The organism is Phycisphaeraceae bacterium (assembly GCA_019636675.1).
GTDB lineage: Bacteria > Planctomycetota > Phycisphaerae > Phycisphaerales > UBA1924 > JAHBXC01.
This window is the reverse complement of sequence record JAHBXC010000007.1, coordinates 1-22129: the sequence shown is the minus strand read 5'-3', so window position 1 is coordinate 22129 and position 22129 is coordinate 1. Positions and strand designations below refer to the sequence as shown.

General features: G+C 68.8%; 19 protein-coding genes. 9 read left to right on the top strand and 10 right to left on the bottom strand.

What is annotated here, in order from left to right; genetic code table 11:
- Positions 1-206: 206 nt before the first annotated feature.
- Positions 207-509 (bottom strand): RNA-binding protein, encoded by a 303-nt coding sequence (locus tag KF684_13810; GenBank protein MBX3354001.1) that lies wholly within the window; start codon positions 507-509, stop codon positions 207-209.
- Between the two features lie 271 nt (positions 510-780).
- On the opposite strand from KF684_13810, the gene KF684_13805 reads away from it, so the two are divergent.
- The 7 genes from KF684_13805 to KF684_13775 all read left to right on the top strand — a co-directional run bounded on the left by KF684_13805 (position 781) and on the right by KF684_13775 (position 8891).
- Positions 781-1590, top strand: a complete 810-nt coding sequence (locus KF684_13805) for an isoprenylcysteine carboxylmethyltransferase family protein (GenBank protein MBX3354000.1) — start codon at positions 781-783, stop codon at positions 1588-1590.
- A 119-nt stretch (positions 1591-1709) separates the two neighbouring features.
- The gene (locus KF684_13800; GenBank protein ID MBX3353999.1) at positions 1710-2294 is read left to right on the top strand and encodes a sigma-70 family RNA polymerase sigma factor; all 585 of its coding nucleotides are present in this window, start codon (positions 1710-1712) and stop codon (positions 2292-2294) included.
- A gap of 106 nt (positions 2295-2400) precedes the next feature.
- Positions 2401-3543, top strand: a complete 1143-nt coding sequence (locus KF684_13795; protein MBX3353998.1) for an MlaE family lipid ABC transporter permease subunit — start codon at positions 2401-2403, stop codon at positions 3541-3543.
- Positions 3544-3562: 19 nt separating this feature from the next.
- Entirely contained in the window at positions 3563-4366 is an 804-nt protein-coding gene (locus KF684_13790; GenBank protein MBX3353997.1) for an ATP-binding cassette domain-containing protein, read from the top strand.
- Positions 4363-5502 carry an MCE family protein gene (locus KF684_13785; GenBank protein ID MBX3353996.1) on the top strand — a complete coding sequence of 380 codons (1140 nt, stop codon included), beginning with the start codon at positions 4363-4365 and terminating at the stop codon, positions 5500-5502. The genes KF684_13790 and KF684_13785 overlap by 4 nt, the downstream gene beginning before the upstream one ends.
- Positions 5499-6143, top strand: coding sequence for a membrane integrity-associated transporter subunit PqiC (locus tag KF684_13780; protein MBX3353995.1), 645 nt, complete (start codon positions 5499-5501; stop codon positions 6141-6143). Before KF684_13785 ends, KF684_13780 begins: the two co-directional genes overlap by 4 nt.
- A 96-nt stretch (positions 6144-6239) precedes the next feature.
- Positions 6240-8891, top strand: a complete 2652-nt coding sequence (locus KF684_13775; protein MBX3353994.1) for a serine/threonine protein kinase — start codon at positions 6240-6242, stop codon at positions 8889-8891.
- Here the strand turns inward: KF684_13775 and murJ are convergent, their stop codons facing one another.
- Genes murJ through KF684_13760 form a run of 3 tightly spaced genes read right to left on the bottom strand, consistent with a single transcriptional unit; the run spans position 8892 to position 11862 of the window.
- Positions 8892-10520, bottom strand: a complete 1629-nt coding sequence (gene murJ / locus KF684_13770) for a murein biosynthesis integral membrane protein MurJ (protein ID MBX3353993.1) — start codon at positions 10518-10520, stop codon at positions 8892-8894. It lies immediately after the preceding gene.
- On the bottom strand, positions 10517-10933 hold the full coding sequence (locus KF684_13765; protein ID MBX3353992.1) for a hypothetical protein: 417 nt from the start codon (positions 10931-10933) through the stop codon (positions 10517-10519). The genes murJ and KF684_13765 overlap by 4 nt, the downstream gene beginning before the upstream one ends.
- The gene (locus tag KF684_13760; protein MBX3353991.1) at positions 10930-11862 is read right to left on the bottom strand and encodes an AAA family ATPase; all 933 of its coding nucleotides are present in this window, start codon (positions 11860-11862) and stop codon (positions 10930-10932) included. Before KF684_13760 ends, KF684_13765 begins: the two co-directional genes overlap by 4 nt.
- Before the next feature lie 50 nt (positions 11863-11912).
- Here KF684_13760 and recO point away from each other — a divergent pair, with 50 nt between their 5' ends.
- Together recO and KF684_13750 are read left to right on the top strand one after the other, a co-directional pair.
- Positions 11913-12710 carry a DNA repair protein RecO gene (recO, locus tag KF684_13755; GenBank protein MBX3353990.1) on the top strand — a complete coding sequence of 266 codons (798 nt, stop codon included), beginning with the start codon at positions 11913-11915 and terminating at the stop codon, positions 12708-12710.
- A 176-nt stretch (positions 12711-12886) separates the two neighbouring features.
- Positions 12887-14359 carry a GGDEF domain-containing protein gene (locus KF684_13750; GenBank protein MBX3353989.1) on the top strand — a complete coding sequence of 491 codons (1473 nt, stop codon included), beginning with the start codon at positions 12887-12889 and terminating at the stop codon, positions 14357-14359.
- Between the two features lie 8 nt (positions 14360-14367).
- Here the strand turns inward: KF684_13750 and thiE are convergent, their stop codons facing one another.
- The 6 genes from thiE to atpG form a co-directional block, all read right to left on the bottom strand.
- On the bottom strand, positions 14368-15525 hold the full coding sequence (gene thiE / locus KF684_13745) for a thiamine phosphate synthase (GenBank protein ID MBX3353988.1): 1158 nt from the start codon (positions 15523-15525) through the stop codon (positions 14368-14370).
- 362 nt (positions 15526-15887) lie between these two features.
- Positions 15888-17102 (bottom strand): PLP-dependent transferase, encoded by a 1215-nt coding sequence (locus KF684_13740; protein MBX3353987.1) that lies wholly within the window; start codon positions 17100-17102, stop codon positions 15888-15890.
- Positions 17103-17242: 140 nt separating this feature from the next.
- Positions 17243-18784: a pyridoxal-phosphate dependent enzyme gene (locus KF684_13735; protein ID MBX3353986.1), complete on the bottom strand. Its 1542-nt coding sequence runs from the start codon at positions 18782-18784 to the stop codon at positions 17243-17245.
- 86 nt (positions 18785-18870) lie between these two features.
- Positions 18871-19563, bottom strand: coding sequence for a hypothetical protein (locus tag KF684_13730; GenBank protein ID MBX3353985.1), 693 nt, complete (start codon positions 19561-19563; stop codon positions 18871-18873).
- A 391-nt stretch (positions 19564-19954) separates the two neighbouring features.
- Complete coding sequence (locus tag KF684_13725; GenBank protein ID MBX3353984.1) at positions 19955-20716, bottom strand: type II secretion system protein; 762 nt, start codon at positions 20714-20716, stop codon at positions 19955-19957.
- A gap of 43 nt (positions 20717-20759) precedes the next feature.
- A complete protein-coding gene (gene atpG, locus KF684_13720; protein ID MBX3353983.1) occupies positions 20760-21635 on the bottom strand; it encodes an ATP synthase F1 subunit gamma in 876 nt (291 codons plus the stop codon).
- Positions 21636-22129: the final 494 nt, after the last annotated feature.

Sequence of the window (22129 nt, the reverse complement as noted above, 5' to 3'; positions counted from 1 at the left end):
TGAAACTCCGTGCGTATCGCATGGAATCGTGTGCCTGCGAGACGCTGTTTGCAATGAAAGATGTGTTGTCGACGCCCGCTCGCGCGATGGCCGATCGGTGATCGGTCCGACGAGGGGTCGTCCGGGAAAGCAGATCGGAGCGCCGGGTGAGCCGGCGCCCCGATCCGTGGGTATTTCAGGGGTGATGCCGAGGCGAGTGGCCTGGCTTAGCGACGGAAGCCGCCGCGAGGGCCGCCACGCCCGCCGCCGCCGCCACCGCCGCCGGCGGTGCGCTCGCGGGCCTCATTGATGTTGAGGGCGCGGCCGTTGTAATCGCGCCCGTTGAGGGCGGCGATCGCGGCGTTGGCCTGCGAGGAGTCGGGCATCTCGACGAAGCCGAAGCCGCGCGGACGACCGGTCTCGCGATCGTTGATCATCGTGACCTCGCCGACCTGGCCGTGCTCTGCGAAGAGAGCCTCGACATCGGACTGCGTGGCGGTAAAGGGGAGGTTTCCAACATAGATCTTCATGGGATTCTCTCGGACCAAAGGGGGTGATTCCGAGAAAGACCGCGAATGCTGATCGATGTCGGAAGCGTGCTCCAGTCGCCTGCGTTCAGGCGTGATTGCGCCGGAGCGTGAAAGGGAGGATAGGCGACCGGAACAGGCCGGGCGCGATTCCGGCGGATTAAAACCTCGATCGCGTCATGCCGGGCGGTTGGTTTCCGCTTCTCCGGGGAGCCCCTGCGCCCCGGGATGGTCCCGGGGTTTGCCCGGGGCGTCTGATGACCGAGACACCTCCATGACCATCCACACCATCGCCCCGGCGGTCCGTCGGGAGTTCGAGCCGGGCTCGCGCTCGTTCCCGGCGCGTGCCGCGATCCTCGTGTACGGGCTCGTCGCCTACGCGCTGTTTTTCGGCGCGTTCCTGTATCTCATCGCCTTCGTGGGGGGGCTGTGGGTTCCGCGCCATCTGGCGTCGGGGGCCGCGTCGCCGCTGTCCGTCGCGATCCCGGTGAATCTCGCGCTGATCGCGCTGTTCGGCGCGCAGCACGCGGTGATGGCTCGGCGCGGGTTCAAGTCGTGGATCACGCGTTTCATTCCGCAGGCGATGGAGCGTTCGACCTTCGTCCTGGCGACGGTCGCGTGTCTGGCGGCGATGTTCACGCTGTGGAGGCCCATGCCGCAGGTTGCGTGGGAGGCCGGCCCGGGCTGGGCGCGGGTCGCGCTGTGGGTGGTGTTCGCGAGCGGGTGGGGGATGGTGCTGTTCTCGTCGTTCATCATCTCGCACTTCGACCTGTTCGGCGTGCGCCAGGTCGCGCTGGAGTTCCTGCGCCGGCGCTACGAGCAGGTCGGCTTCCGCGTGGTGGGGCCCTACAAGCTGGTCCGTCACCCGCTGATGCTGGGGTTCCTGCTGGCGTTCTGGTCGACGCCCACGATGACAGCGGGGGGGCTGCTCTTCGCGGCCGGGATGTCGCTCTACATCCTGATCGGCGTCACCATGGAGGAACGCGACCTGCTGAGGGCCTTCGGGGAGCACTATCGCCAGTACCGGCGCTCCGTCCCGGCTGTGATCCCGAGCCCGTTCCGGCGCTGGAAGGGGCAGGCGTGATGCTCGCCCTTTCACCCCCTCGCGCCGATTGCGGACCCCGCGATCCTCATGGTACTGTGTCGTCCCCGGGGCCGGCCCGGATCTCCGACGCCGGTCTCCGGGCGCGCGAGGTTCGCCCGATGACCAGCGGCCACGATATCACGGTGCTTCTGGGTCGCGCGCCGTCGGATTCCCGCGCACAGCAGGACCTGCTCACGCTTGTCTACGACCAGCTCCGAGCGATGGCGCAGGCCAAGATGCGCTCCGAACGCAAGGGCCACACCCTCGACGCCACCGGGCTGGTTCACGAGGCGTACCTGCGCCTCCTCTCGGGCGAGAAGTGCGACTGGAACGACCGGGCGCACTTCTTCAGGACAGCGTCGGAGTGCATGCGCCGGATTCTCGTCGACCACGCGAGGGCGCGCAAGGCCGACAAACGCGGCGGCGGCGCGCCGGTCATGCCGCTGTCGGTCGTTGATCTGGCCAGCGAGGACGACCCGGACCGGGTGCTCGCGCTGGACGAGGCCCTGACAACGCTGGCGTCGGAGGACGCCCGGGCGGCCGAGATCGTCAAACTGCGGTTCTTCGGGGGGCTGAGCGCCGAGGAGACCGCGAAGCTGCTCGACCTCTCCGAGCGCACCGTGATGCGCGACTGGGCCTTCGCGCGAGCGCGCCTTTTCGCGCTCATGGAGGGCGACGACGCCGGGGCGCCGCCGCAGGGTTGACCGGCCCTCGGATTCTGGACTTCGGCGTCGCGATCGTCTCGGGCGCACGAAGCGCGCGGTTGTGGGCCGTCGCCGGACCAGATATCGTCGCCGGCGAAGCCGACACGTGACGAGCAGGCCGAACCAACCCGGCGTCCCACCCAGCGCATCCGCGACGTCGAGCGTCGAGAACGGGTCGGCAACGCTCACGCTCCGAGGGAGGCTCGATACGAACACGCTCGGGGGTGTCTGGGACGACGCGGTCCGTCCGCTGCGCGACGCCGGCGCGCGATCGCTGGCGGTGGATGTCTCGGGCGTGGAGTACTGCGACGGCGCCGGGCTGGCGCTGCTCGTCGAGCTCGACCGGCTGGCGCGCGTCGCTGGCGGGACGGTGGAGTTCCGCGGCATCTCCGACGACCTGCGAGGCCTGTTCGATCGCGCGCGATCGTCCGGCGAGCCGCGCGCGACCCCGGCCAGAGAGGGGTTCGTTACCCAGGTTGGGCGCGCGACCGGCGCCCTTATCGCCGACTTCCGAGTGCTCACGACCTTTCTGGGGGAACTGACCGCGGCGCTGGCGTGGGCGGCCATGCACCCCACGAAGATCCGCTACCGGGAGATGTTCCTGATCTGCGAGAAGGCGGGCGCTCGCGCGACCCCGGTGGTGTGCCTGCTCGGGTTCCTGATGGGGCTGATCATCTCGTTCCAGTCCGCGGCGCCGCTGCGCGCGCTTGGGGTGGAGTCCACGATCCCCATGCTGCTCGCGATCGCGATGGTGCGCGAGCTCGGCCCGCTGGTGACGGCGATCATCCTCGCGGGTCGCTCGGGCTCGGCGTTCGCGGCGGAGCTGGGGACGATGAAGGTGACCGAAGAGATCAACGCGTTGACCACGATGGGCATCGAGCCCGCGCGGTTCCTTGTCGTGCCCCGATTGCTGGCGGCGATGCTGATGACGCCGCTGCTCTCGCTGTTCGCCACGCTCTGCGGCCTCGTGGGGGGGTATGTGATCATGCTGACGCTTGGGTTCTCCTTCCCGTTCTACGTGCGCGAGGTGCAGGGCGCGGTCGACGGCGTGGACCTGATGGGGGGGCTCGCGAAATCGGTCGTGTTCGCGTTCCTGGTCGCGGCGGTGGGGTGCGCGAGGGGGCTGCAGACCCGGGGCGGTCCCGGGGCGGTTGGCAACAGCACGACCAACGCGGTGGTGACGGGCATCGTGCTGATCGTCGCCGCCAACGCGGTGCTGGGCGTCATGTTCTACTTCCTCGGGATCTGAGCGAGCGCAGCGAAGAACCATGAAGCAAGCGACGACGAGCCCGAGCGAGGAACCGATCATCAAGGTCGAGGGCTTCAGCGCCGCGTTCGGGAAGAACGTCGTGCTGCGCGACGTGGATTTCGAGATCGCGCGGGGCGAGATCGTGGTGATCGGGGGGGGCTCTGGCTGCGGCAAGAGCACGGTCATGAAGCACATGATCGGGCTGCACAAGCCGGCGGCCGGGCGGATCCTGATCTTCGGCAAGGACATCGCGCAGCAGGCCGGCGACGAGCGCCGTGCGATGCTGCGCGAGTTCGGCGTGATGTATCAGTCGGGCGCGCTCTTCGGCTCGATGACGCTCCGCGAGAACCTGCGACTGGTGCTCGAAGAGTTCACGGACCTGCCCTCGGACGCGATGGACGCCGTCGCGCTCTCGAAACTCAAGCTGGTCGGGCTCGAAGGCGCGGCGGACAAGCTGCCCTCGGAGATCTCGGGAGGCATGAAGAAGCGGGCGGCGATCGCGCGCGCGATGGCGCTCGACCCGGGCATCCTGTTCCTCGACGAGCCGTCGGCCGGGCTCGATCCGATCATGAGCGCCGATCTCGATCAACTGATCCTGGACCTGCGCCGGCTGATGCGCATGACCTTCGTGGTGATCACGCACGAGCTGTCGAGTATCTTCACGATCGCCGACCGGGTGGTCGTGCTGGACGCGGCGAGGAAGACCAAGGTGGCGGAGGACACGCCGGTGAACCTTCGAGACAAGAGCGACGATCCCTGGGTCAGGCAGTTTTTCAGTCGTGAGAGCACCGCGCAGGCGGCCGAAAGGGCGGGCACACCGTGAGCGAGCAGGCAAACGCTTTCAGACTGGGTCTCTTCGTGATCGTCGCGTCGCTCCTGCTGGTGGGGGGGCTGGCGTTCCTCGGCGCGTGGTCCTTCACGCGGAACACGGTGCGGGTCGAGACGTATTTCGAGGACTCCATCGAGGGGCTCGAGGTCGGAGCGCCGGTGAAGCATCGGGGCGTCACGGTTGGGCGTGTGTCGCAGATCGGGTTCGTGTTCCAGCGGTACGACACCGACTCCGACGAGTCAATCGAGGGCGCGCTGCTTGGGCGCATGGTGTTCGTGGTGATGGATCTCACGATCGCGCGCGGCGACGAGGGGGCGCTGCGTCGGAACCTCGCCGCGTCGGTGGATCTCGGCCTTCGCGCACGGCTGGAGTCCAGCGGGCTGCTCGGTGCGACCTTCTTGGAGCTGGCGATGGTCGAACCGGCGCGCAACCCGGCGTTTGTGCCCGACTGGGAGCCGAAAGAGATCTTCGTGCCCTCGAGCCGCAGCGTTCGCGCGCAGCTCTCGAGGGCGATCGAACAGATCGCGTATCAGTTCGAGCGCGCGGATTTCGGGAAGGTGCTCTCCAGCGTGGAGAAACTCGCCGACTCGGTGGGCGCGGTCCTGGGCGAGACGGACCTCTCCGGTCTGGGCAAGAACGCGTCGGCGCTGCTGGCGGAGCTGCGTGAATCGAACGCGCGACTGCGCGAGATCCTCAACGACGATCGCATCGGGCCGATGATCGGGGACGCCGCCGACTCGGCCGCCTCGCTCCGGCGGATCCTGACGGGCTCCGAAGAGGAAGCCCTGGCTGTCGTCGGGGACATCCGATCGCTCGTCGAGCGAGCGTCGAGCACGATGGCCAAGCTCGACGAGCTCGTCTCGAGCGACCGTCTGACGAAGACGCTCGACGACCTCTCGCGTGTTTCGGACGAGGCGGCCCCCGCCGCCGCCGAGGCACGCCTGCTGATCAAGAGTCTGAACGCCCTGGTCGCCGAGCAGCGACAGGATCTGGAGGCGATCATGGTGAACCTGAGACGAGTGCTGAGCAACGCGGCCGTGATCACCGAGGACGCCAAGCAGAACCCGGCGCGCCTGCTGTTCGGCGAGCCGCCTGCGCCGGTCAATCCCAGCGAGAGGGGGTCGAGATGATGCGTGCGGAATCCATTCGCGCGAGGGCGCTGGTCGGCGTCGTCGCGTTCTCGTCGCTCGCGCTGGCGGGCGGGTGCGTCAATCTCTCGCAGGCCCACCAGCCCAAGGCGCACTTCGCGATCGAGGCGCCGGCGCCGGCGGCGAGGGCCCCGTCCTCGGAGCGCTCCGGCGCGGTGCGGGTCATGCGTGTGCGCGTCGCGCCGCCCTCGGACGGGCGCATGTTCGTGTACCGCGTGGGCGAGCACGAGTACACGCTCGACTACTTCAACATCTTCGTCGCCGACCCCGACCAGATGCTGACGGCGGCGGTCGTCGAAGCGATGACCGCGTCGGGCCCCTTCGTGACGGTGGTCGGCCCGGGCGGCGGCGCCGACGCCACCATGCGCCTCGAGACCACGGTCCTGGCGATGCATGCCGACCTGCGAGACTCGTCGCGACCCAGCGCCTTCGTTCGGGCGCGGTTCGTCCTGCTCGCTGATGGAAACGGCGCGACCCGCGTGCTGGGCCAGTGGACGCACGAGCACGCGGAGCCCGTTGGCTCGCCCGCCCCGGGCGATCTCGCCGGGGGCTGGGGCAGGGCGTGGGGCCAGGTGCTCTCGCGGGTTTCGGCCGACGCGTCGGGGGCCATGGGGCTGCGCTGAACGGGCCAGAGGGGCTTCCGGATCACGCGATCCTGAAGTACACTGCCCTCGCGGCGCGGCGGTCGCGTTCGCAATCGGGGGAGCGAGGTGGGTCCCGTGGCGAGCAGCTCGGCCAAGGACATCTTTCTCGACGCGCTCGAGCTGCCTCCGGCGGAGCGCGAGGGGTTCGTCCGAGGGGCGTGCGATGGGGACGCTGCGCTGCTCGAAGCGGTTGAGCGTCTGGTGCGGGCGCACGAGGCGGCGAACCGGGTGTTCCTGGGCGCCCCGACGGTGGATGTGTCGCGTGTGATGCGTGAATCAGCGACCGATGATGCGCTGGTCGAGCAGCCCGGCGCGCGCCTGGGCGCGTATGTGATCCGGGAGAAGATCGGCGAGGGCGGCTTCGCGATCGTGTACCGCGCCGAGCAGGAGGCCCCGGTGCGCCGCGAGGTCGCGCTCAAGGTGCTGAAGGCCGGCATGGATTCCGCCGCCGTCATCCGGCGATTCGAGTCCGAGCGCCAGACTCTCGCGCGGATGAGCCACCCCGGGATCGCGCGGATCCTCGACGCCGGCACGACCGGCGCAGGTCGCCCGTGGTTCGCGATGGAGCTGGTGGACGGGCTGCCGATCACCGAGTACTGCGATCTCCACCGGCTGACCGTGCGTGAGCGCCTCCGGCTGTTTCATCGCGTGTGCCTCGCGGTGCAGCACGCGCATCAGAAGGGCGTGATCCACCGGGACATCAAGCCCGGGAACGTGCTGATCGTGGGCGTCGACGGCGCGCCCGAGGCGCGGGTGATCGACTTCGGCATCGCGAAGGCGCTGGCGCAGGACGACGGCGGAGGGGTGACGGCGACGGGCCAGTTCGTCGGCACGCCCCTCTACATGGCGCCCGAGCAGGCGAGCGGGGGCGTGATCGACACGCGGACCGACGTGTACGCGCTGGGGGTCGTGCTGTACGAGTTGCTGGCCGGCGCGACGCCCTTCGACACCACGCGGCTGGAATCGGCGCCGCTGATCGAGGTGCTGCGCGTGATCCGGGACGAGGACGCGCCGCGCCCCTCGACCAAGATCGCGTCGCTGGGCGACGCCGCCGATACGCTGGCGGTCTCGCGTCGCACCGACCCACACCGGCTATGGCGTGAGTTGCGAGGCGACCTCGACAACCTCGTGGCGCGCGCGATCGAGAAGGACCCAGCGCGCCGGTACCCGGGCGTCACGGCGCTGGCGGACGACGTGCAGCGCTATCTCGATGGGATGCCTCTGGAGGCCGGGCCCCCGACGGTGCGATACCGCGCCTCCAAGGCGCTGCGCAGGCACAAGGTCGGCTTCGCCGCCGCTGGGGTGATGGGGCTTGCAGTCGTGGCGCTCGCGTCGGGCGCGGTCGTGTTCGGCCTGCGCCAGCGAGAGAACGCGGAGCGTCTCGAGGCGCAGCGCGCGCGGTCCGACACGGCGGCGGAGTTCGCGCGAGGGATCCTGACGGGCGTCGACCCGGCGCGCGCCCGCGGCGCCGACACGACGCTGCTGCGCGAGATCCTGGCGGACGCGACGACGCGCGTCGAATCGGAACTCCGCGACGCCCACCCCGAGGCGGCGTTCGACATGCGCACCACGCTCGGCGTCGTCTACTCGCGCATCGGCGACCTGGACGCGGCCCTGCGCCTGTTCACGCTCGCGTCGGTCGACGCGGCGGAGCGGTTCGGGCCCGGAGATGTCCGCACGCTCGAGGTCACCTCGCGCCGGGCGACGACCCTCACCGAGATGGGGCGCTACGACGAGGCGATCGCGCTGATGACGCCCGTGCTCGAGCAGCACCGGCGCGCGCGCGGCGACGCGCACCCGGAGACGCAGTCCGCCCTGCTCAACCTCGCGACGATGAAGGGGCGCGCGGGGCGGTCCGAGGAGGCGCGCCCGCTGCTTGAAGAGGTCTACGCGCTGCGCCTGCGAACCCTCGGCGCCGATCATGAAAGCACGCAGACCGCGGCGAACAACCTCGCTGTCACACTCTCCGACCTCGGCGACGACGAGGGCGCGGCGGGGTTGCTGCGATCTGTCCTCGACGCGCAGATCCGGACCCTGGGCGAGGAGCACCCCCGACCGCTGACCACGGCGCACAACCTGGCCGGGGCGCTCGTCGACGCCGGGCGCGAGGACGAAGCGACGGCGCTGATGGAACGCACGTTTGAGATCAAGAAGCGCGTTCTGGGCGAGGGTCACCCGAGCACGATGGTCACCGCCGGGTCGCTCGGCTCGGTCTACTCACGCACCGGGCGCGCGGCGGAGGCGGAGGCGCTGTTCCGACGCGCCATCGAGGTCGCGGAAACATCGCTCTCGCCCGACGACCCGCGCCGTGTCTCGCTGCTCAACGGGCTCGGAGGCCTGATGCTGCGCGAAGATCGTCCGGAGGAGGCGGAGCCGCTGCTGGCGCGCGCCGGCGAGATCATGGCCCGCGTCGCTGGCGAGGATCACCCACAGACCCTCAGGGTGCGCGCGAACCACGCGAACGCGCTGCTTCGCCTCCGGCGCTACGACGAAACGCGTGACACGGCGGAGCGCGCTCGCGAGGCGGCGAAGCATCGTCTCGGCCCGGCGCACCCGATCACGGTCGACCTGACGCGCACGCTCGCGTTCGCGCTCGACGGGAGCGGGGAGCGCGACGCCGCGGTCGGCCTGCTGCGCGAGGCGCGCGCCGAGTGCGCCGACAACGCGCAGGCGGAGCGTATCGACGAGGCGCTCGCCCGGGTCGCCGGGGCGGGCGCAGGGGGCTGATCACCTCGCGGAGCGCTGGAGCAGCCAGCGAAGCTCGGGCGCCTTGAGCGCGACGGACATGGCGAGGTACGCGACGCCGCCGACGCCGACCGCGCTCGCGAGGCGCGCGATCGAGAGCGGGTGGGTCAGGTCGCCCTCGCCGACCGGGGGCGCAGGGAAGAGCCAGAGCGTCGCGCCGACCCCGGCGCTCATCGCGACGGTCAGCGCGAGGGAACGCGCGACGCTGCGCCGGGTGTCGGCGTCGAGCAGCGGCGCGTCGGGCAGCAGTTTCGAGCGGGTGAGGCGCGCGAGCACGACCATCTGGAGCGTCGCGCTGATCGCCGTGGACCACGCCAGCGCGCCCTCGCGAAGCCCGGGGACCCAGATGAGCGTGAGGTTGAGCGCGAGGTTCACGAGCATCGCGCCCAGCGCGACCTTGACGGGCGTGACGGTGTCGCCCCTCGCGTAGAACGCGCGGACGAAGAGCTGGTTGGCGCTGTAGGCCCAGACGGCGAGGGAGTAGCCCATGAGGACGCTCGCGGCCCGGGTGGCGCCCTCGAGCGAGAAGTTCTCGCCGCGCAGCAGGACGAAGGTCAGGTCGTCTCGCACGAGAAAGAGCCCCGCGCTGGCTGGGAGGCCTATGTACAGCGAGAGTCGCAGCCCCCTGCGCAGGGTGTCGGCGAACTCGGCGGGCCTGTCTGCGGCGCGCGAGAGCAGGGGGAAGACCGCGGTTGCGACGGCGATGCCGAAGACCCCGAGGGGGAACTGGTAGAGGCGCTGCGTGTAGGTGAGGATCGCGTTGGACGCTTCGTCGAGCGGGTAGGCGATGCCGAGGATCGTCGGGCCGACGAGGAGGGGCCAGGCGGCGATCACGCCGTCGAGCAGCGTGTTGAGCTGGAGCGTCCCGAGGCCGAGCAGCGCGGGCCCGAACCGCCGCGCCATGCGCCGCGCCGGCTCGCGGACCGACGCGAATCCCCTGCGCCACGCGATGTAGCGGCGCACGCTGAACAGCGTCCACGCGAGCTGGAGCACGCCCGAGCACACGACCGCGATCGCGACGATGAACGCGGTCGATGTGGCGTTGATCCGGAAGACCGCGTAGGCGAGCAGGGCGGCGCCGATCGTGATCGCGTTGAGCAGCAGGGGGGCGGCGGCCATGGGCGCGAAGCGCCCGTGCACCTGCAGGATCGCGCCCGTGACCGCGACGGCGCAGATGAGGGGCATGTAGGGGAGCATCACCATCGCGAGGGTGAGCATGTACGCGCGGTCGGGGTTCTCGGGCGAGAGCTCGCGGATGAGGAAAAGCACCGCGATGCCGACCACGGTGATCACGCCGGTCAGGAGAAAGAGCAACGAGAACGCGAGGGTCGCGAACCGGTTCGAGAGCTCGGGGTCTTTCTCGACGAGCGAGGCGTACTCGGGGAGGAAGGCGGCGGTGAGGGCGCCCTCGCCGAAGAGGCGCCGGAAGAGGTTGGGGATGAGGAATGCGAAGGCGAAGGCGGAGCCGACGACGGTGTCGCCGAGCACGCGCGCCATGACGACGTCGCGGATGAGCCCCAGGAAGCGAGAGAGCAGCGTGAAGACCGCGACGACGCGGACGGCGCCGAAGAAGGAGGGGGCGGGCTGGGGGCGGGTCTCGGGCTCGGTCACGACGCAGATTCATCGACGCGCCGGGCGGCGCCGCGTTGACGAATGCGCGCGATCAGCAGCATGAACAGCGCCGCTCCGGCCACGCCCCCGAGGTTGGCGAGCAGGTCGTAGGCGCTCACATGGCGGTTCACCCCGGGGAGGCCCTGCGTCAGCTCGTCGAGGGGTGCGTAGACCGCGCCGATCACTGTGCAGACCGTGATGTTGCGGGTCGACAGCACCGGCCCGAAGAACGAAGCGGAGATGAGCAGCAGCGTCCAGAGCCCGAACGCGCCGAAGTGGGCGACCAGATCCGGTCGCTTGATGACTTCGATATCGAGCTCGAGATTCGGCCAGTGCGTGAGCGTCACGAGCACGAGCGCGAACACGACGAACGACGCGCGGGCTGCGATGGTCAGGCGCCGCGCGCGCTTCACGCCGGTGCGCCGGATGGGTCACGAGACGCGATCACGATCTCGGGGGCGGGTTGGCCGGATCGGCGCGCGAGCAGCGTGTCCCACTCGGCGACGATCTTCTTCGCGAGCTCCTCGTAGTCGCGAGCGCCCGGCGCGTCGGGGGCGTATTCGAACACCGTCTGCCCGAACGAGGGCGACTCGGCGAGCTTGATGTTGCGCCGGATCGGCGGGCGGTACACGCGCGCCGAGCGCCACGGCACGTCCTGCTCGCGCGCCTGCTCGAAGAAGGCGTCGAGATCCGCGACGACCTCCTTGCTGTGACGCGTGACCTCTTCGTGCATGCACAGGACGACGCCGCTGATGCGCAGGCGGTTGTTGAGTTGCTGCGAGACGAGCCTGACGGTCTCGAGGAGCTTGCCCACGCCCTGGAGTGCGAGGAAGTGCGCCTGCATCGGGATCATCACCTCGCGGGCGGCGGTGAGCGCGTTGAGCGTCAGCAGGCCCAGCGAGGGCGGGCAGTCCATGAGGATGAAGTCGTAGGCCTTCGTCGGGTCGCTCTGCAGGCGCGCGATGGCTTGGGTGAGGCGCTGCTGGCGGTCGGGGGCGCCCGCGAGTTCGGACTCCGCCGCGGCGAGGTCGGTCTCGGCCGGCAGCACGTCGAGGTTGTCGCGCGCGTGCGCGATCGCGTCGACGACGCGCGCCGGGTCGTGCAGCGCGTCATACACCGTGGCCCCGGTCGAGCCGGGCTCAACCCCCAGGTGCAGCGACGCGTGCGCCTGGGGGTCCAGGTCGATCAGCAGCGTGCGCCGGCCCTGCCGGGCGATGCCGGCGGCGAGGGTGACGGCGGTGGTCGTCTTGCCCACGCCGCCCTTCTGGTTCATGAAGGCGATCACGCGCGCCGGGCGCGGCGTCGGCGAGGGGTTGGCTGGCGAAGGGGTCGGGTCGGGCATCGTGGCAAGTCTACCGCGCGTCGGCGCGAGGATGGGATGTACCATGGGGCGTGGCCGCGATGGCGCACGAGGACGCGGTGGTGCTCCGGCTGTGGGACTTCTCCGAGACGTCTCAGACCGCGGCGCTGTTCACGCGCGGGCGCGGCATCGTGCGCTGTCTCGCGAAGGGCAGCAAGCGCCCTCGCGCCAAGTTCAGCGGGGGCCTCGAGCTCGTGACCCGCGGCGAGGCGGTTCTGATCGTCAAGCCGGGCGCCGAGCTGGCCCAGCTCATCGAGTGGGATCTGGGCGAGAGCTACTTCGGGCTGCGGCGCAGCGTCGACGCGCACCTGGCCGGGGCGTATGCCGCCGATCTGGTCTTCCGATGCGTGACCGACCACGACCCTCACGAGCGCCTTTTCGAGGCGCTGCTGGACGCCCTCCGCCGGGTGGACGAGGGGGCGCTCGACCGAGCGGCGATACTGGATTCGGTCATCCGTTTTCAGTGGGCGATGCTTCGAGAGACCGGGTACACGCCGTCGCTCGGGGTGGATGTCCGCACCGGCGGCGCGCTCGAGCCCCGGGCGAGTTACGGGTTTGACCCTCGCCTGGGAGGCCTGACGCGCGATCCGGGGGCCGGGGGAGAGATCTGGCGGGTCCGTTCTGAGACCGTGGAAGCCCTTCGGACGCTTGCCGTTGAAGCCCCCCAGAGTGACGCCCGGACGGGCGAAGGGCCGTCGGGCCCGGGGGATGTGCTGGGGAATGACGCCGCGTCGCGCGGCGTGCGTCTTCTGGCGGCGTGGATCGCGGCCGCGTTCGGGGAGGCGCCGCCGTCTCAACAGGCGTTCCTGGATCGGCTTGCGCGTAATTAACGACGTCGGTCACCGCTTTGGAGGGTCAAGTATCGGCTCGTGTCAGCCGATCGAAATTACACGCACACACTGGGTCGCGGCGACGCCCCCGGACTCTCCCGAAAGCGGTGATCAGCTTGGATAGCCAGGTGCTCGATCGTGTCCTGAGTTCAACGCGGCTTCCGACGCTTCCCGCTGTGGCGCTTCGCGTGATCGAGCTCTCCAGCCGTCCGGACGTGGCGCTGCGCGATGTCGCCGAGACCATCCAGAACGACCAGGCGCTCGCGGCGCGTGTTCTGAAGACCGTCAACTCGTCGTACTACGGGCTGAGCAAGCGCTGTTCGACGATCAGCCAGGCGATGGTGGCGCTGGGGCTGAAAACCGTGAAGACCATCGCGCTGGGGTTCAGTCTGATCCACGCGATCGGCGGCGACGAGGACGACGGGTTCGATTACATGACGTATTGGAAGCGCGGGCTGCTGGGCGCGACGGGCGCGAGCGCCGCCGCGGACGCCGTGGGAGGACTCGACGCCGAGGAAGCGTTTCTTGCCGGGTTGCTGCAGGACGTGGGTGCGCTGGCGTTGCACCGCGCTCTGGGGCAGGACTACGAGGGCGTGGAGCGCGTCGCCGGGGATGACCACCGCCTGCTGTCCGGCGCCGAGAGGGGCGCGCTGGGGATCGACCACGGCGAGGTGGGCGCGCGCCTGGCCGATTCGTGGAAGCTGCCGGACTCGCTCGTCGAGCCGATCCGTTTCCACGAAAGCCCCGACGATGCGCCCGCTGAGTATTCCCTCGCGACCAGGTGCGTCGCGCTGGGCGCGCTGGGCGCAGGCGTGCTGATGAACCCGCTCGACGCGGCGCGACTCTCGCACTTTCGCGAGCGGGCCGAGTCGTGGCTCGGGCTCGAGCGTGCGCAGGCCGACGAGCTGCTCGCAACGATCGAGCGCGAGGCGCGCGTGCAGGCGTCGCTCTTTCGCATCGAGGTCGGCGAGCTCCCCAAGGCGCAGGACCTGATCTCACGGGCTCAGGAGCGCCTCGCCGATATGGCGCTCGACGCGCAGATGCAGGTCGACCGGCTCGCGGTGCAGAACAAGTCGCTGCAGCGACAGTCGACGACCGACGCGCTGACCGGCGTCAGCAATAAGCGAGCGTTCCAGACGCGCGCGGCGCAGGTCTTCAACGAGGCGCGCGCCTCCGGCGAATCCCTCGCTGTTCTCTTCCTCGATCTCGACTTCTTCAAGCAGGTCAACGACACGCTGGGCCACCTCGCCGGCGATGTCGTGCTCAAGGAGGCGGCGCGTCGCCTCAAGCAGACGATCGGCGCGCGCGGCGAGCTCTTCCGCTTCGGCGGCGAGGAGTTCGCGGCCCTGCTGCCGGGTGTCTCGCTCAAAAAGGCCGAGGCGGTCGCCGAGATGCTGCGCGTCATCATCTCCTCGCAGCCCGTCGACCTGCGCGAGGCGAAGACCGAGAAGCCGAGCGTCAAGATCACCGTCAGCGTGGGCGTCGCGGCGCTCGACGACGAATCGCGAGAGATCTTCACCGATGTGGAGCGCCTCGTGAACGCGGCCGATCAGGGCGTGTATGCCGCCAAGAAGGGCGGGCGCGACTGCGTGCGATCCTTCCGGTTCGGCCAGTCCAAGGGACAGGGCCACACGATACGCGCCGCCTGAGGCGCGACTCACCCCTCGATCGGAGACGCGCCGGGCCCGGCATCGCGGGTCCGCGTCATCGCGCCCAGCAGGCGGCGCACCACGTCGCCGGGGTGCATCGACTCGCACACGGCGCTCGACACCGCCACGCCCGTCGCGCCGGTCTTCGCCACGAGATCGATATTGCCCGGCGCGATCCCGCCGATCGCGAGGTGGGGCGGCAGGCGCGGCTCGTACTCGAGGTACTTCTTGAGGTACTCGAGCCCGGCGATCGTGTCCTTGTGCTTGGTCGTGGACGGGAACATCGGGCCCACGCCGCAGTAGTCCGCGCCCTCGCGAAGCGCGCGCGTTGCGTGCAGGATGTTCGCGGTCGAGACGCCCACGAGCAGGCGCGCGCCCGAGAGGCGGCGCACATCGGCGACCGACATGTCTTCCTGGCCCAGGTGCACGCCGTCGGCGCCCGCCAGCAGCGCGATGTCGGGCCGGTCGTTGATGACCGCGGCCACGCGCGACCCGCCGGTGTGGCACAGCTCGACGAGCACGCGCGCCCGCGCGAGCAGTTCGGCGTCGGAGATGTCCTTCTCGCGCAGTTGGATGCAGTCCGCGCCCGCCTCGATCGCCTCGTTGGCGACATCGAGCCACGAGTGGTGGCGGCAGAGGTCCTTGGTGACGATGACGCAGAGTTTCCATGTCGCGCGCCGGGGCGAGCCCAGCGCGAGCACGGTCCGCATCTCGGCGTCGTAGGCGCGATAACGCAGGCGCTCGAAGGCGCGCCACGCCGGCTCGTCGGGCTGCGCCGCGGCACGGGGCTCGGCGTCGTTCATCCCGCCCCGAGCCGGGGCGCGGATCGCGCCGGGCAGGGCCTTGGCGATCTCTTCGATCGAGCGCAGCGCCTCGGTCAGGCGCTTGCCCGCGGCTGAAGCGACCGAGCGCAGCGATTCGCGCTCGCCCTCGGCCTGGGTCTTGATGTCCTTGCCCACATCGTGCACCGCGTCGCGGGCGGCGATGAGTTCGAGGTCGTCGATGCCCAGCAGCGCCGCGGCGTCGCGCAGCGCGTGACGCATGGATTTCAGTTCGCCGGACAACTCTCGGTCGTCCAGCGCGAAGCGCGCGATGTCTTCGAGCACGCGCAGGGCCTCGCGCGCGCGGTTCAGGTTGGCGTCAAGGATTCGGGCGGCGGAATGCATGGGGAAGAGTAGGGAGTGGGGAGCAGGCAGCAGGGAAGAGTCGGGGGTGATCTGGCCCCCTCCGAGGGGAGAGGGCCGGGGTGAGGGGTTTGGATCTGTCAGTGACGATCGTGGGCGCGGTCTTCCCGTGTGCCTCGTGCCTCGTTACTCGTGTCTTCCGACAAACACCTCATCTGGATCGCAGCCCTGCGGGCTGCTCACTGTCCTCTCCCCGCGTGCGGGGCGAGGAGGCGTTGCCGCGGCATCACACTCGCTGCGCTCGTGTGATGGCACCGTCAGCGCTCGTGGCACGGCTGCGCCGCACCGCGCCACCCAGTCTTCCCTCCGCGTCCTCTGCGCCCTCCGCGGTGAATCTCTTCCTTTTACGCCGACGCGAACTTCTTGCTCTTGTCCAGCGCGTTCTCGAGGTCGGCGATCAGGTCGTCGACATCCTCGATGCCCACGCTGAGGCGCACGAGCGAGTCGGAGATGCCGAGTTGCGCGCGCATCTCGGGGGGCACGCTCGCGTGGGTCATGATCGCGGGGTGTTCGATCAGCGACTCGACGCCGCCGAGGGATTCGGCGAGGGTGAAGAGCCGGGTGTGCTCGAGGAACTCGCGGGCGCGATCGAGGCCGCCGTTGGGGAACATGGTGATCATGCCGCCGAAGCCGGACATCTGCTTCTTGGCGATCGCGTGCTGGGGGTGGCTGGGGAGGCCGGGGAAGATGACCTTCTCGATGTCGTCGCGCGCTTCGAGCCACTGGGCGATCTTCATCGCGCTCTGGTTGTGGCGGTCCATGCGCACCGCGAGGGTCTTGATGCCGCGGAGCGTGAGGTAGGCGTCGAAGGGGCCCATGACGGCGCCGATGGAGTTCTGCACGAAGCGGATCTTCTCGGCGAGCGCCGGGGTGTTGACGACGAGGATGCCGCCCACGACATCGCTGTGCCCGCCCAGGTACTTCGTCGACGAGTGCATCACGATGTCGCAGCCCAGTTCCAGCGGGCGCTGGTTGATGGGCGTGGCGAAGGTGTTGTCGCACGCGACGAGGATATTGGGGTTCTTCTTCTTCACCAGGTCGCTGATGGCGCGCAGGTCGGCGAGTTTCAGCGTGGGGTTGGTGGGCGTCTCGATCCAGACGAGTTTCGTCTTGTCGGTGATCGCGTTCGCGACGCGCTGCGCGTCGGAGAGGTCGACGAAGGAGAACTTGAGCCCGGCGGAGCGCTCGCGCACGCGCCGGAAGAGGCGGTTCGTGCCGCCGTAGAGGTCGTCCATCGCGACGACATGGTCGCCCGAGTCGAGCGTGTCGAGGAGCGTGGCGATCGCGGCCATGCCCGACGCGAAGGCGAACCCGCCGCAGGACGGGTCGGCGGACTCGGGCACGCCCGATCCTTCGAGCCCTGCGATCATGCGCTCCAGCGCGTAGCGCGTGGGGTTGTGCGAGCGCGAGTACTCGAAGCCGGCGTGCTTGCCGGGCGACTCCTGCGCGTAGGTGGACGACACGGAGATCGGGGGCATCACGGCGCCGGTGACCGGGTCGGGTCGCTGGTTCGCATGGATGCACTTGGTGGCGATCTTGACGCGCGAGGGGTCGAGCATTCGAGAGACTCACTGGGTGGCGTGGTGCGGCGAAGCCGTGCCACGGTTGGGCGATCGGGGAACGAGAAGAAGGAGAGGAAGGAGCCGGAGCCCGGGTCAGTGCTGCGCACATGCCCCGGGGCACCGTTCAATCAAAAGAATCACGCGAGCTGCGCTCGCAGGTAGTTGATCAGGTCGATCTTGGTGATGAGCCCGTAGTACACGCCCTCGGCGTCGCTGACAATCGCGACGCGGTCGGCGCGGAAGATGGGCATGAGGTCCTTGACATCTGCGGTGGGTGGCACCGTCTCGAGGCGCGAGGTCATGAACTCGCGCACCGGGCGCTCCAGCAGTTTCGCGTCGCCCCCGGCGCGATCGAGCGCGAGCAGGATGTCGCTGTCGTCGATCACGCCGACCACGGTGTCGCGGTCCTTGTGGGTGCGCGAGGGCTCGACGACCGCCATCTGCGACACGCCGTAGAGCATCATGTTCTTGTGCGCCTGGCGGACGGGGTCCATGGGCGACACGGTGTAGTCCTCGCGGAACGCGTGGCGGCGCGCGATCAGGTCGCGCAGGTCGCCGGTCTTCTCGCGCTCCAGGAAGCCCTGGTCCATCATCCAGAAGTCGTTGAACATCTTGCTCAGGTACTTCGCGCCCGAGTCGCAGATGAAGGTCACCACCGTCCTGGGCTCGGTCTGCCTGCGGCACCACACCATGGCCGCGTGCAGCAAGGCGCCGGCGGACGAGCCCGCCAGGATGCCCTCCCTGCGCAGCAGCTCGCGCCCGGCCAGGAACGCGTCCCTGTCGGTGACGGCGATCGCCTCGTCCGCCAGGTCGAGGTGGCACACCGGGGGCACGAAGTCCTCGCCCATGCCCTCGATCATCCACGAGCCGGCGGCGACCTCTCTGCCCTCGTTCACGAGCGGCGCGATGATCGAGCCGACCGGGTCGCCCACGACGACCTTGATGTTCGGGTTCTTCTCTTTGAGGTACTTGGCGACGCCGGTGAGCGTGCCGCCGCTGCCCACGCCCACGACGACGGCGTCGACCTTGCCCTCGCACTGGTCCCAGACCTCGGGGCCGGTGGTCTCGTAGTGGGCGCGCCAGTTGTGGTCGTTGGCGAACTGGTTGATGTAGAACGCGTTGGGGATCTCTTTGGCGAGGCGCTCGGCGACATCCTGGTAGTACTCGGGGTGGCCCTTGTGGACATCGGAGCGGGCCATCACGACCTCGGCGCCCATGGCGCGCAGGTTCATGATCTTCTCCTGGCTCATCTTGTCGGGCACGACCACGAGCAGGCGGTACCCCCGCTGCACGCACATCAGGGCGAGGGCCAGCCCGGTGTTGCCGGCGGTTCCCTCCACGATGGTGGGGCGCGGGTTGGCCTTGGGGTCGATCTTGCCCTCGCGCTCGGCCGCCTCGACCATCCACAGCCCGATGCGGTCCTTGATGGACATCGCCGGGTTGAGGTTCTCCATCTTGACCAGCAGGCGGCAGGGGCCGACATCCAGCCGGGTCAGCTCGAGCATGGGGGTATTGCCCACCATGTCGAGGACAGAGGTGTAGAGGGGCGCGAGGGGCTTGTGCACGCGCGCGGGGATGGCGCCGCCCCCGGAAGCACCCCCGGGGGCGCCCCCTGCGGGGCCCGAAGAGGCCTTCCCGGTGACATGAGCGGCGGCGGTGGCTGAGGTCTGCGTCGGCATCGGGAGAGTCTATCGCGCGGGGGCGTGGAAAACGAAAACGCCCCGCTGGGCGGGGCCAAGGTGGGGAGCCGAGCTTAGAGATTGGCCTAGAAATAGAAAGCAGGGGGCATTTGCCCGCCGGTGACGCGAAGGTGGTCTGGGAGCCAGACTTGGCGTTCCGGCCACCAGACATAGATGTAGGTGATCACAAACTCGTCACCGCCACGAGTAATGACGGGGATCTCGACCGCAGCGACCGGCTTGCCTTCTGCATTGAGATCTTTGGTTGATCTGGGGAACCGGTAGCGAGACGGAACAACCATCCCGCCGCCTTGCTTGCTTACGAAGGTGCGAGCAGAATTCGGCGAATCGCCCAAAACATCGACCGTCGTTCTTGCGCTGTCAAAGTAGACGATAGACAGATCGTTGTCCGAGTCGTACCAGCACGATCGTTGCTGCTCATACGCCCTCTGGGTCGCCGGCGAAGGATCGCTGGAATCGTACACGAACCGTCCACCCCAACTCTCGATCAAGGCGTCGTAGGCCTTGATGTCGCCTTTGTGCCACACGCGAGCGATCTCTGCCGCCTGAACTCCGAGCTGTCTCGCGGCGATGGGTTCGATATCTACTCCGAGCGCATGCGCTTCGACGGCAACAAGCAACGCAGACGCATTCTCGTTACCGATGTCGCTCGCCGGTTTCGACGAAGCATCTTCGGCTGGAGTGGGTGAGTTGTCGCGCTGGCATCCCATGTGAAGGGGGACTGCCAGCAGCAGCAGCCAAATCATGGAATTGGTCATGTGTTGCTCCGTGTGGTTGACCTCGAATTAAGGGAGTTCGCCCGGACCGTCGGGGTCAAGATCTCCCGGATGCGAAGGGCAGCTCTGGCAAGTGGTAGACATCTGCGCGGCCGGAAGCACGAGGACCGAATGGCAGCAGAGCCCATTCGTGCAACACGCAAACCTGGCGTGGTCCAGAAGTCCGAGTTCATCGTAGAGGGCACCGTAGCAACAAAAGGTGCCCGAGGGGCAGGAAAACGCGTAGGGATTTCCCACCTCGTCAGGAAAGTCACGATCTGGAATCCAGCAGCGGCCAGAAACTCCAACATTCGGCGGAGACCAGCCAACCACGACAGAACTCATGGAGGCGAGCAGGGCGCACGCTGCGAGAACCTTTTTCATGGAATGCCTTTCATCGAAAATCTCTCCCGGAAAGACCTTCCCGGGTAGTCAGCATGGGAATGGCGGCGTCGCGAAAGAAACGGTTGGGCACGGGTGGTAGCGCGTCTGACAGATGCGCGAGTCGGCCGTGGCCGTCCACGCACGCGACAGCAAGGCGTGGAGCGATGTTTCTGTCGCGCGTCCCGGCGACGCTGGCTCGCTCAACCACGAGGGCCTTGGACGAGGCGTACGACGCTTCGGAGAGTCTCACCCGGCGCCACATGCTCCGGTGTTGGGCCGCCGGATCTCGCCAGTGCTCCGGTCCTGCAAGGACCGAATGCGTCAAGTCGAAGTCGGTTTCGTAGAGGCGTTCCGGGTCGGTTCGCCGTGATGGACTTAACCAGACCTGAGAAGGCTCGTAGCCGATCGCGAGCAGGAGGGCGGGCCAGATCGATGCCTGGGCGAAATAGTCGGTGCCGATGACCATGGAGCGGGGTATTTCGATCTCGACCGCCATCCCCTCTGCGCTCATGCCGAAACGGGCGCGGGTAAGACTGGTTGGGATCGAATCGGCGTGATTGGCTGCACTGCCGATGAGCAGCGCCCCACACTCGCGAGCACGGGTAAGCGCTTGATTCTCTTGGGCTTTCATCCGCACCAGCCGCAGAGTCGGCAGCATGATCGCGAGGATCGTGCCGATGATCGCGATCACCACCAATGCTTCGATAAGGGTGAAAGCGGTTCGGCGGTCGATTCGAGTATGGCGAAACCCCGGATCGCTCATGCGCAGCAAGATAAATCAGGGGAAGGGGGCTGTCAACCCCCTTTTTTCGGATTTATTCCAGCGCCGCGGCGCCCGAGATGATCTCGGTCAGTTCCGTGGTGATCTGGGCCTGGCGGGCGCGGTTGAACTTGCGCGTCAGGGCCTTGCCCATCTTGCCGGCGTTGTCGGTGGCGGCCTTCATCGCGACCATGCGCGCGATGTGCTCGCTCACCAGCGCGTCGTTCACGCTCTGGAAGAGCGTGGTCTTGACCGCCTGGGGCAGGAGTTCCGCGAGCAGTTCCTCGGCGGAGGGGGTGAACTCGTACTGGGCCGCCGGGCCCGACTTGGCCTCGGTCCCGGCCGGGCTCTTGAGGGGCAGGAGCTGCAGCACCTCGGGGGTCTGCTTGCCGGCGGAGATGTATCGCATGTACGCGATGCGCACGGCGGAGAACTCTCCGGCGGCGAAGCGGTCCATGTAGTCCTCGGCGATGCGCTCGATGACCTCGAAGGTCGGCTTGTCGCCCACGGTGTGGGACTTGGCGACATCGACGCCGTTGTACTTGAGGAAGGCCAGCCCCTTCTTGCCGATGAGCTCGATCTCGGGGGTCTTGCCGGCGACGCGGGTCTCGCGGATGTGGCGCATCGCGGTGCGGAGGATGTTGCCGTTGTAGGCGCCGCAGAGCCCGCGGTCGGAGGTGATGACGAGGAGCAGCTCGGGCTTGGAGGCCGAGCCGGGGGCGCCGTCGATGAGTGGGCTGGAGATGTTGCCGGCGGTGGCGCCCAGTTCCTGGACGAGCTCGAAGACGCCCTCGGTGTAGGGCTTGGTGGCGGTGGCGCGCTGCAGGGCGGCGGCGAACTTCGCCGTCGCGATCATCTGCATCGTCTTGGTGATGCGGCGGATGTTGCCGACCGCCTTGATCCGCAGTTTGATTTCGCGCGTTTTAGCCATAGGGCGGGGAGTGTAGGCGGGGGGCAGGCAAGAGGCACGGGGGGGAAGGGAGTAGGGAATGGGGAATAGGGAGCAGGGGGAGAAGACAGGGGAGGGGGGTGGCGTGGTACGGCCGCAGGCCGTGCCACGGGGGGGGGGGGGGGGGGGGGGGGGGGGGGGGGGGGGGGGCGCCCGGCGCTTTGCGCCGGGACACCTGCGATGCTCGGGTGCAGGGGCTCGTCGCCGACTCGCTGCGATCGCTTCGCTCACTGCGCTCAAACAGGGGCGACGAAGTCAGAGATACGAAGCGCGCTGCGCGCGCGCCCCTCCGTCCTGCGCTTCTCGCCGCCCCCAACGCCCCCCACCCGACCGCCGGCCCCCCGGGCCTCGCCGTTGCCAACATCAGCCGAGCATGCGAAGAGAAAAGGGGCGGCGGTTGTTCTAGTGGGGGTTTGAGTGACGGTGCAGGTGCTCATGGCGGCCTTCGCCATCGACCTCACGCACGGAAAGCGCGT

Excerpts from the sequence above, each read along its gene's own strand:
- KF684_13810 (MBX3354001.1), bottom strand. The coding sequence starts at position 509 with ATGAAGATCTATGTTGGAAACCTCCCCTTTACCGCCACGCAGTCCGAT.
- KF684_13805 (MBX3354000.1), top strand. The coding sequence starts at position 781 with ATGACCATCCACACCATCGCCCCGGCGGTCCGTCGGGAGTTCGAGCCG.
- KF684_13800 (MBX3353999.1), top strand. The coding sequence starts at position 1,710 with ATGACCAGCGGCCACGATATCACGGTGCTTCTGGGTCGCGCGCCGTCG.
- KF684_13790 (MBX3353997.1), top strand. The coding sequence starts at position 3,563 with ATGAAGCAAGCGACGACGAGCCCGAGCGAGGAACCGATCATCAAGGTC.
- KF684_13780 (MBX3353995.1), top strand. The coding sequence starts at position 5,499 with ATGATGCGTGCGGAATCCATTCGCGCGAGGGCGCTGGTCGGCGTCGTC.
- KF684_13760 (MBX3353991.1), bottom strand. The coding sequence starts at position 11,862 with ATGCCCGACCCGACCCCTTCGCCAGCCAACCCCTCGCCGACGCCGCGC.
- thiE (MBX3353988.1), bottom strand. The coding sequence starts at position 15,525 with ATGCATTCCGCCGCCCGAATCCTTGACGCCAACCTGAACCGCGCGCGC.
- KF684_13740 (MBX3353987.1), bottom strand. The coding sequence starts at position 17,102 with ATGCTCGACCCCTCGCGCGTCAAGATCGCCACCAAGTGCATCCATGCG.
- KF684_13735 (MBX3353986.1), bottom strand. The coding sequence starts at position 18,784 with ATGCCGACGCAGACCTCAGCCACCGCCGCCGCTCATGTCACCGGGAAG.
- KF684_13730 (MBX3353985.1), bottom strand. The coding sequence starts at position 19,563 with ATGACCAATTCCATGATTTGGCTGCTGCTGCTGGCAGTCCCCCTTCAC.
- atpG (MBX3353983.1), bottom strand. The coding sequence starts at position 21,635 with ATGGCTAAAACGCGCGAAATCAAACTGCGGATCAAGGCGGTCGGCAAC.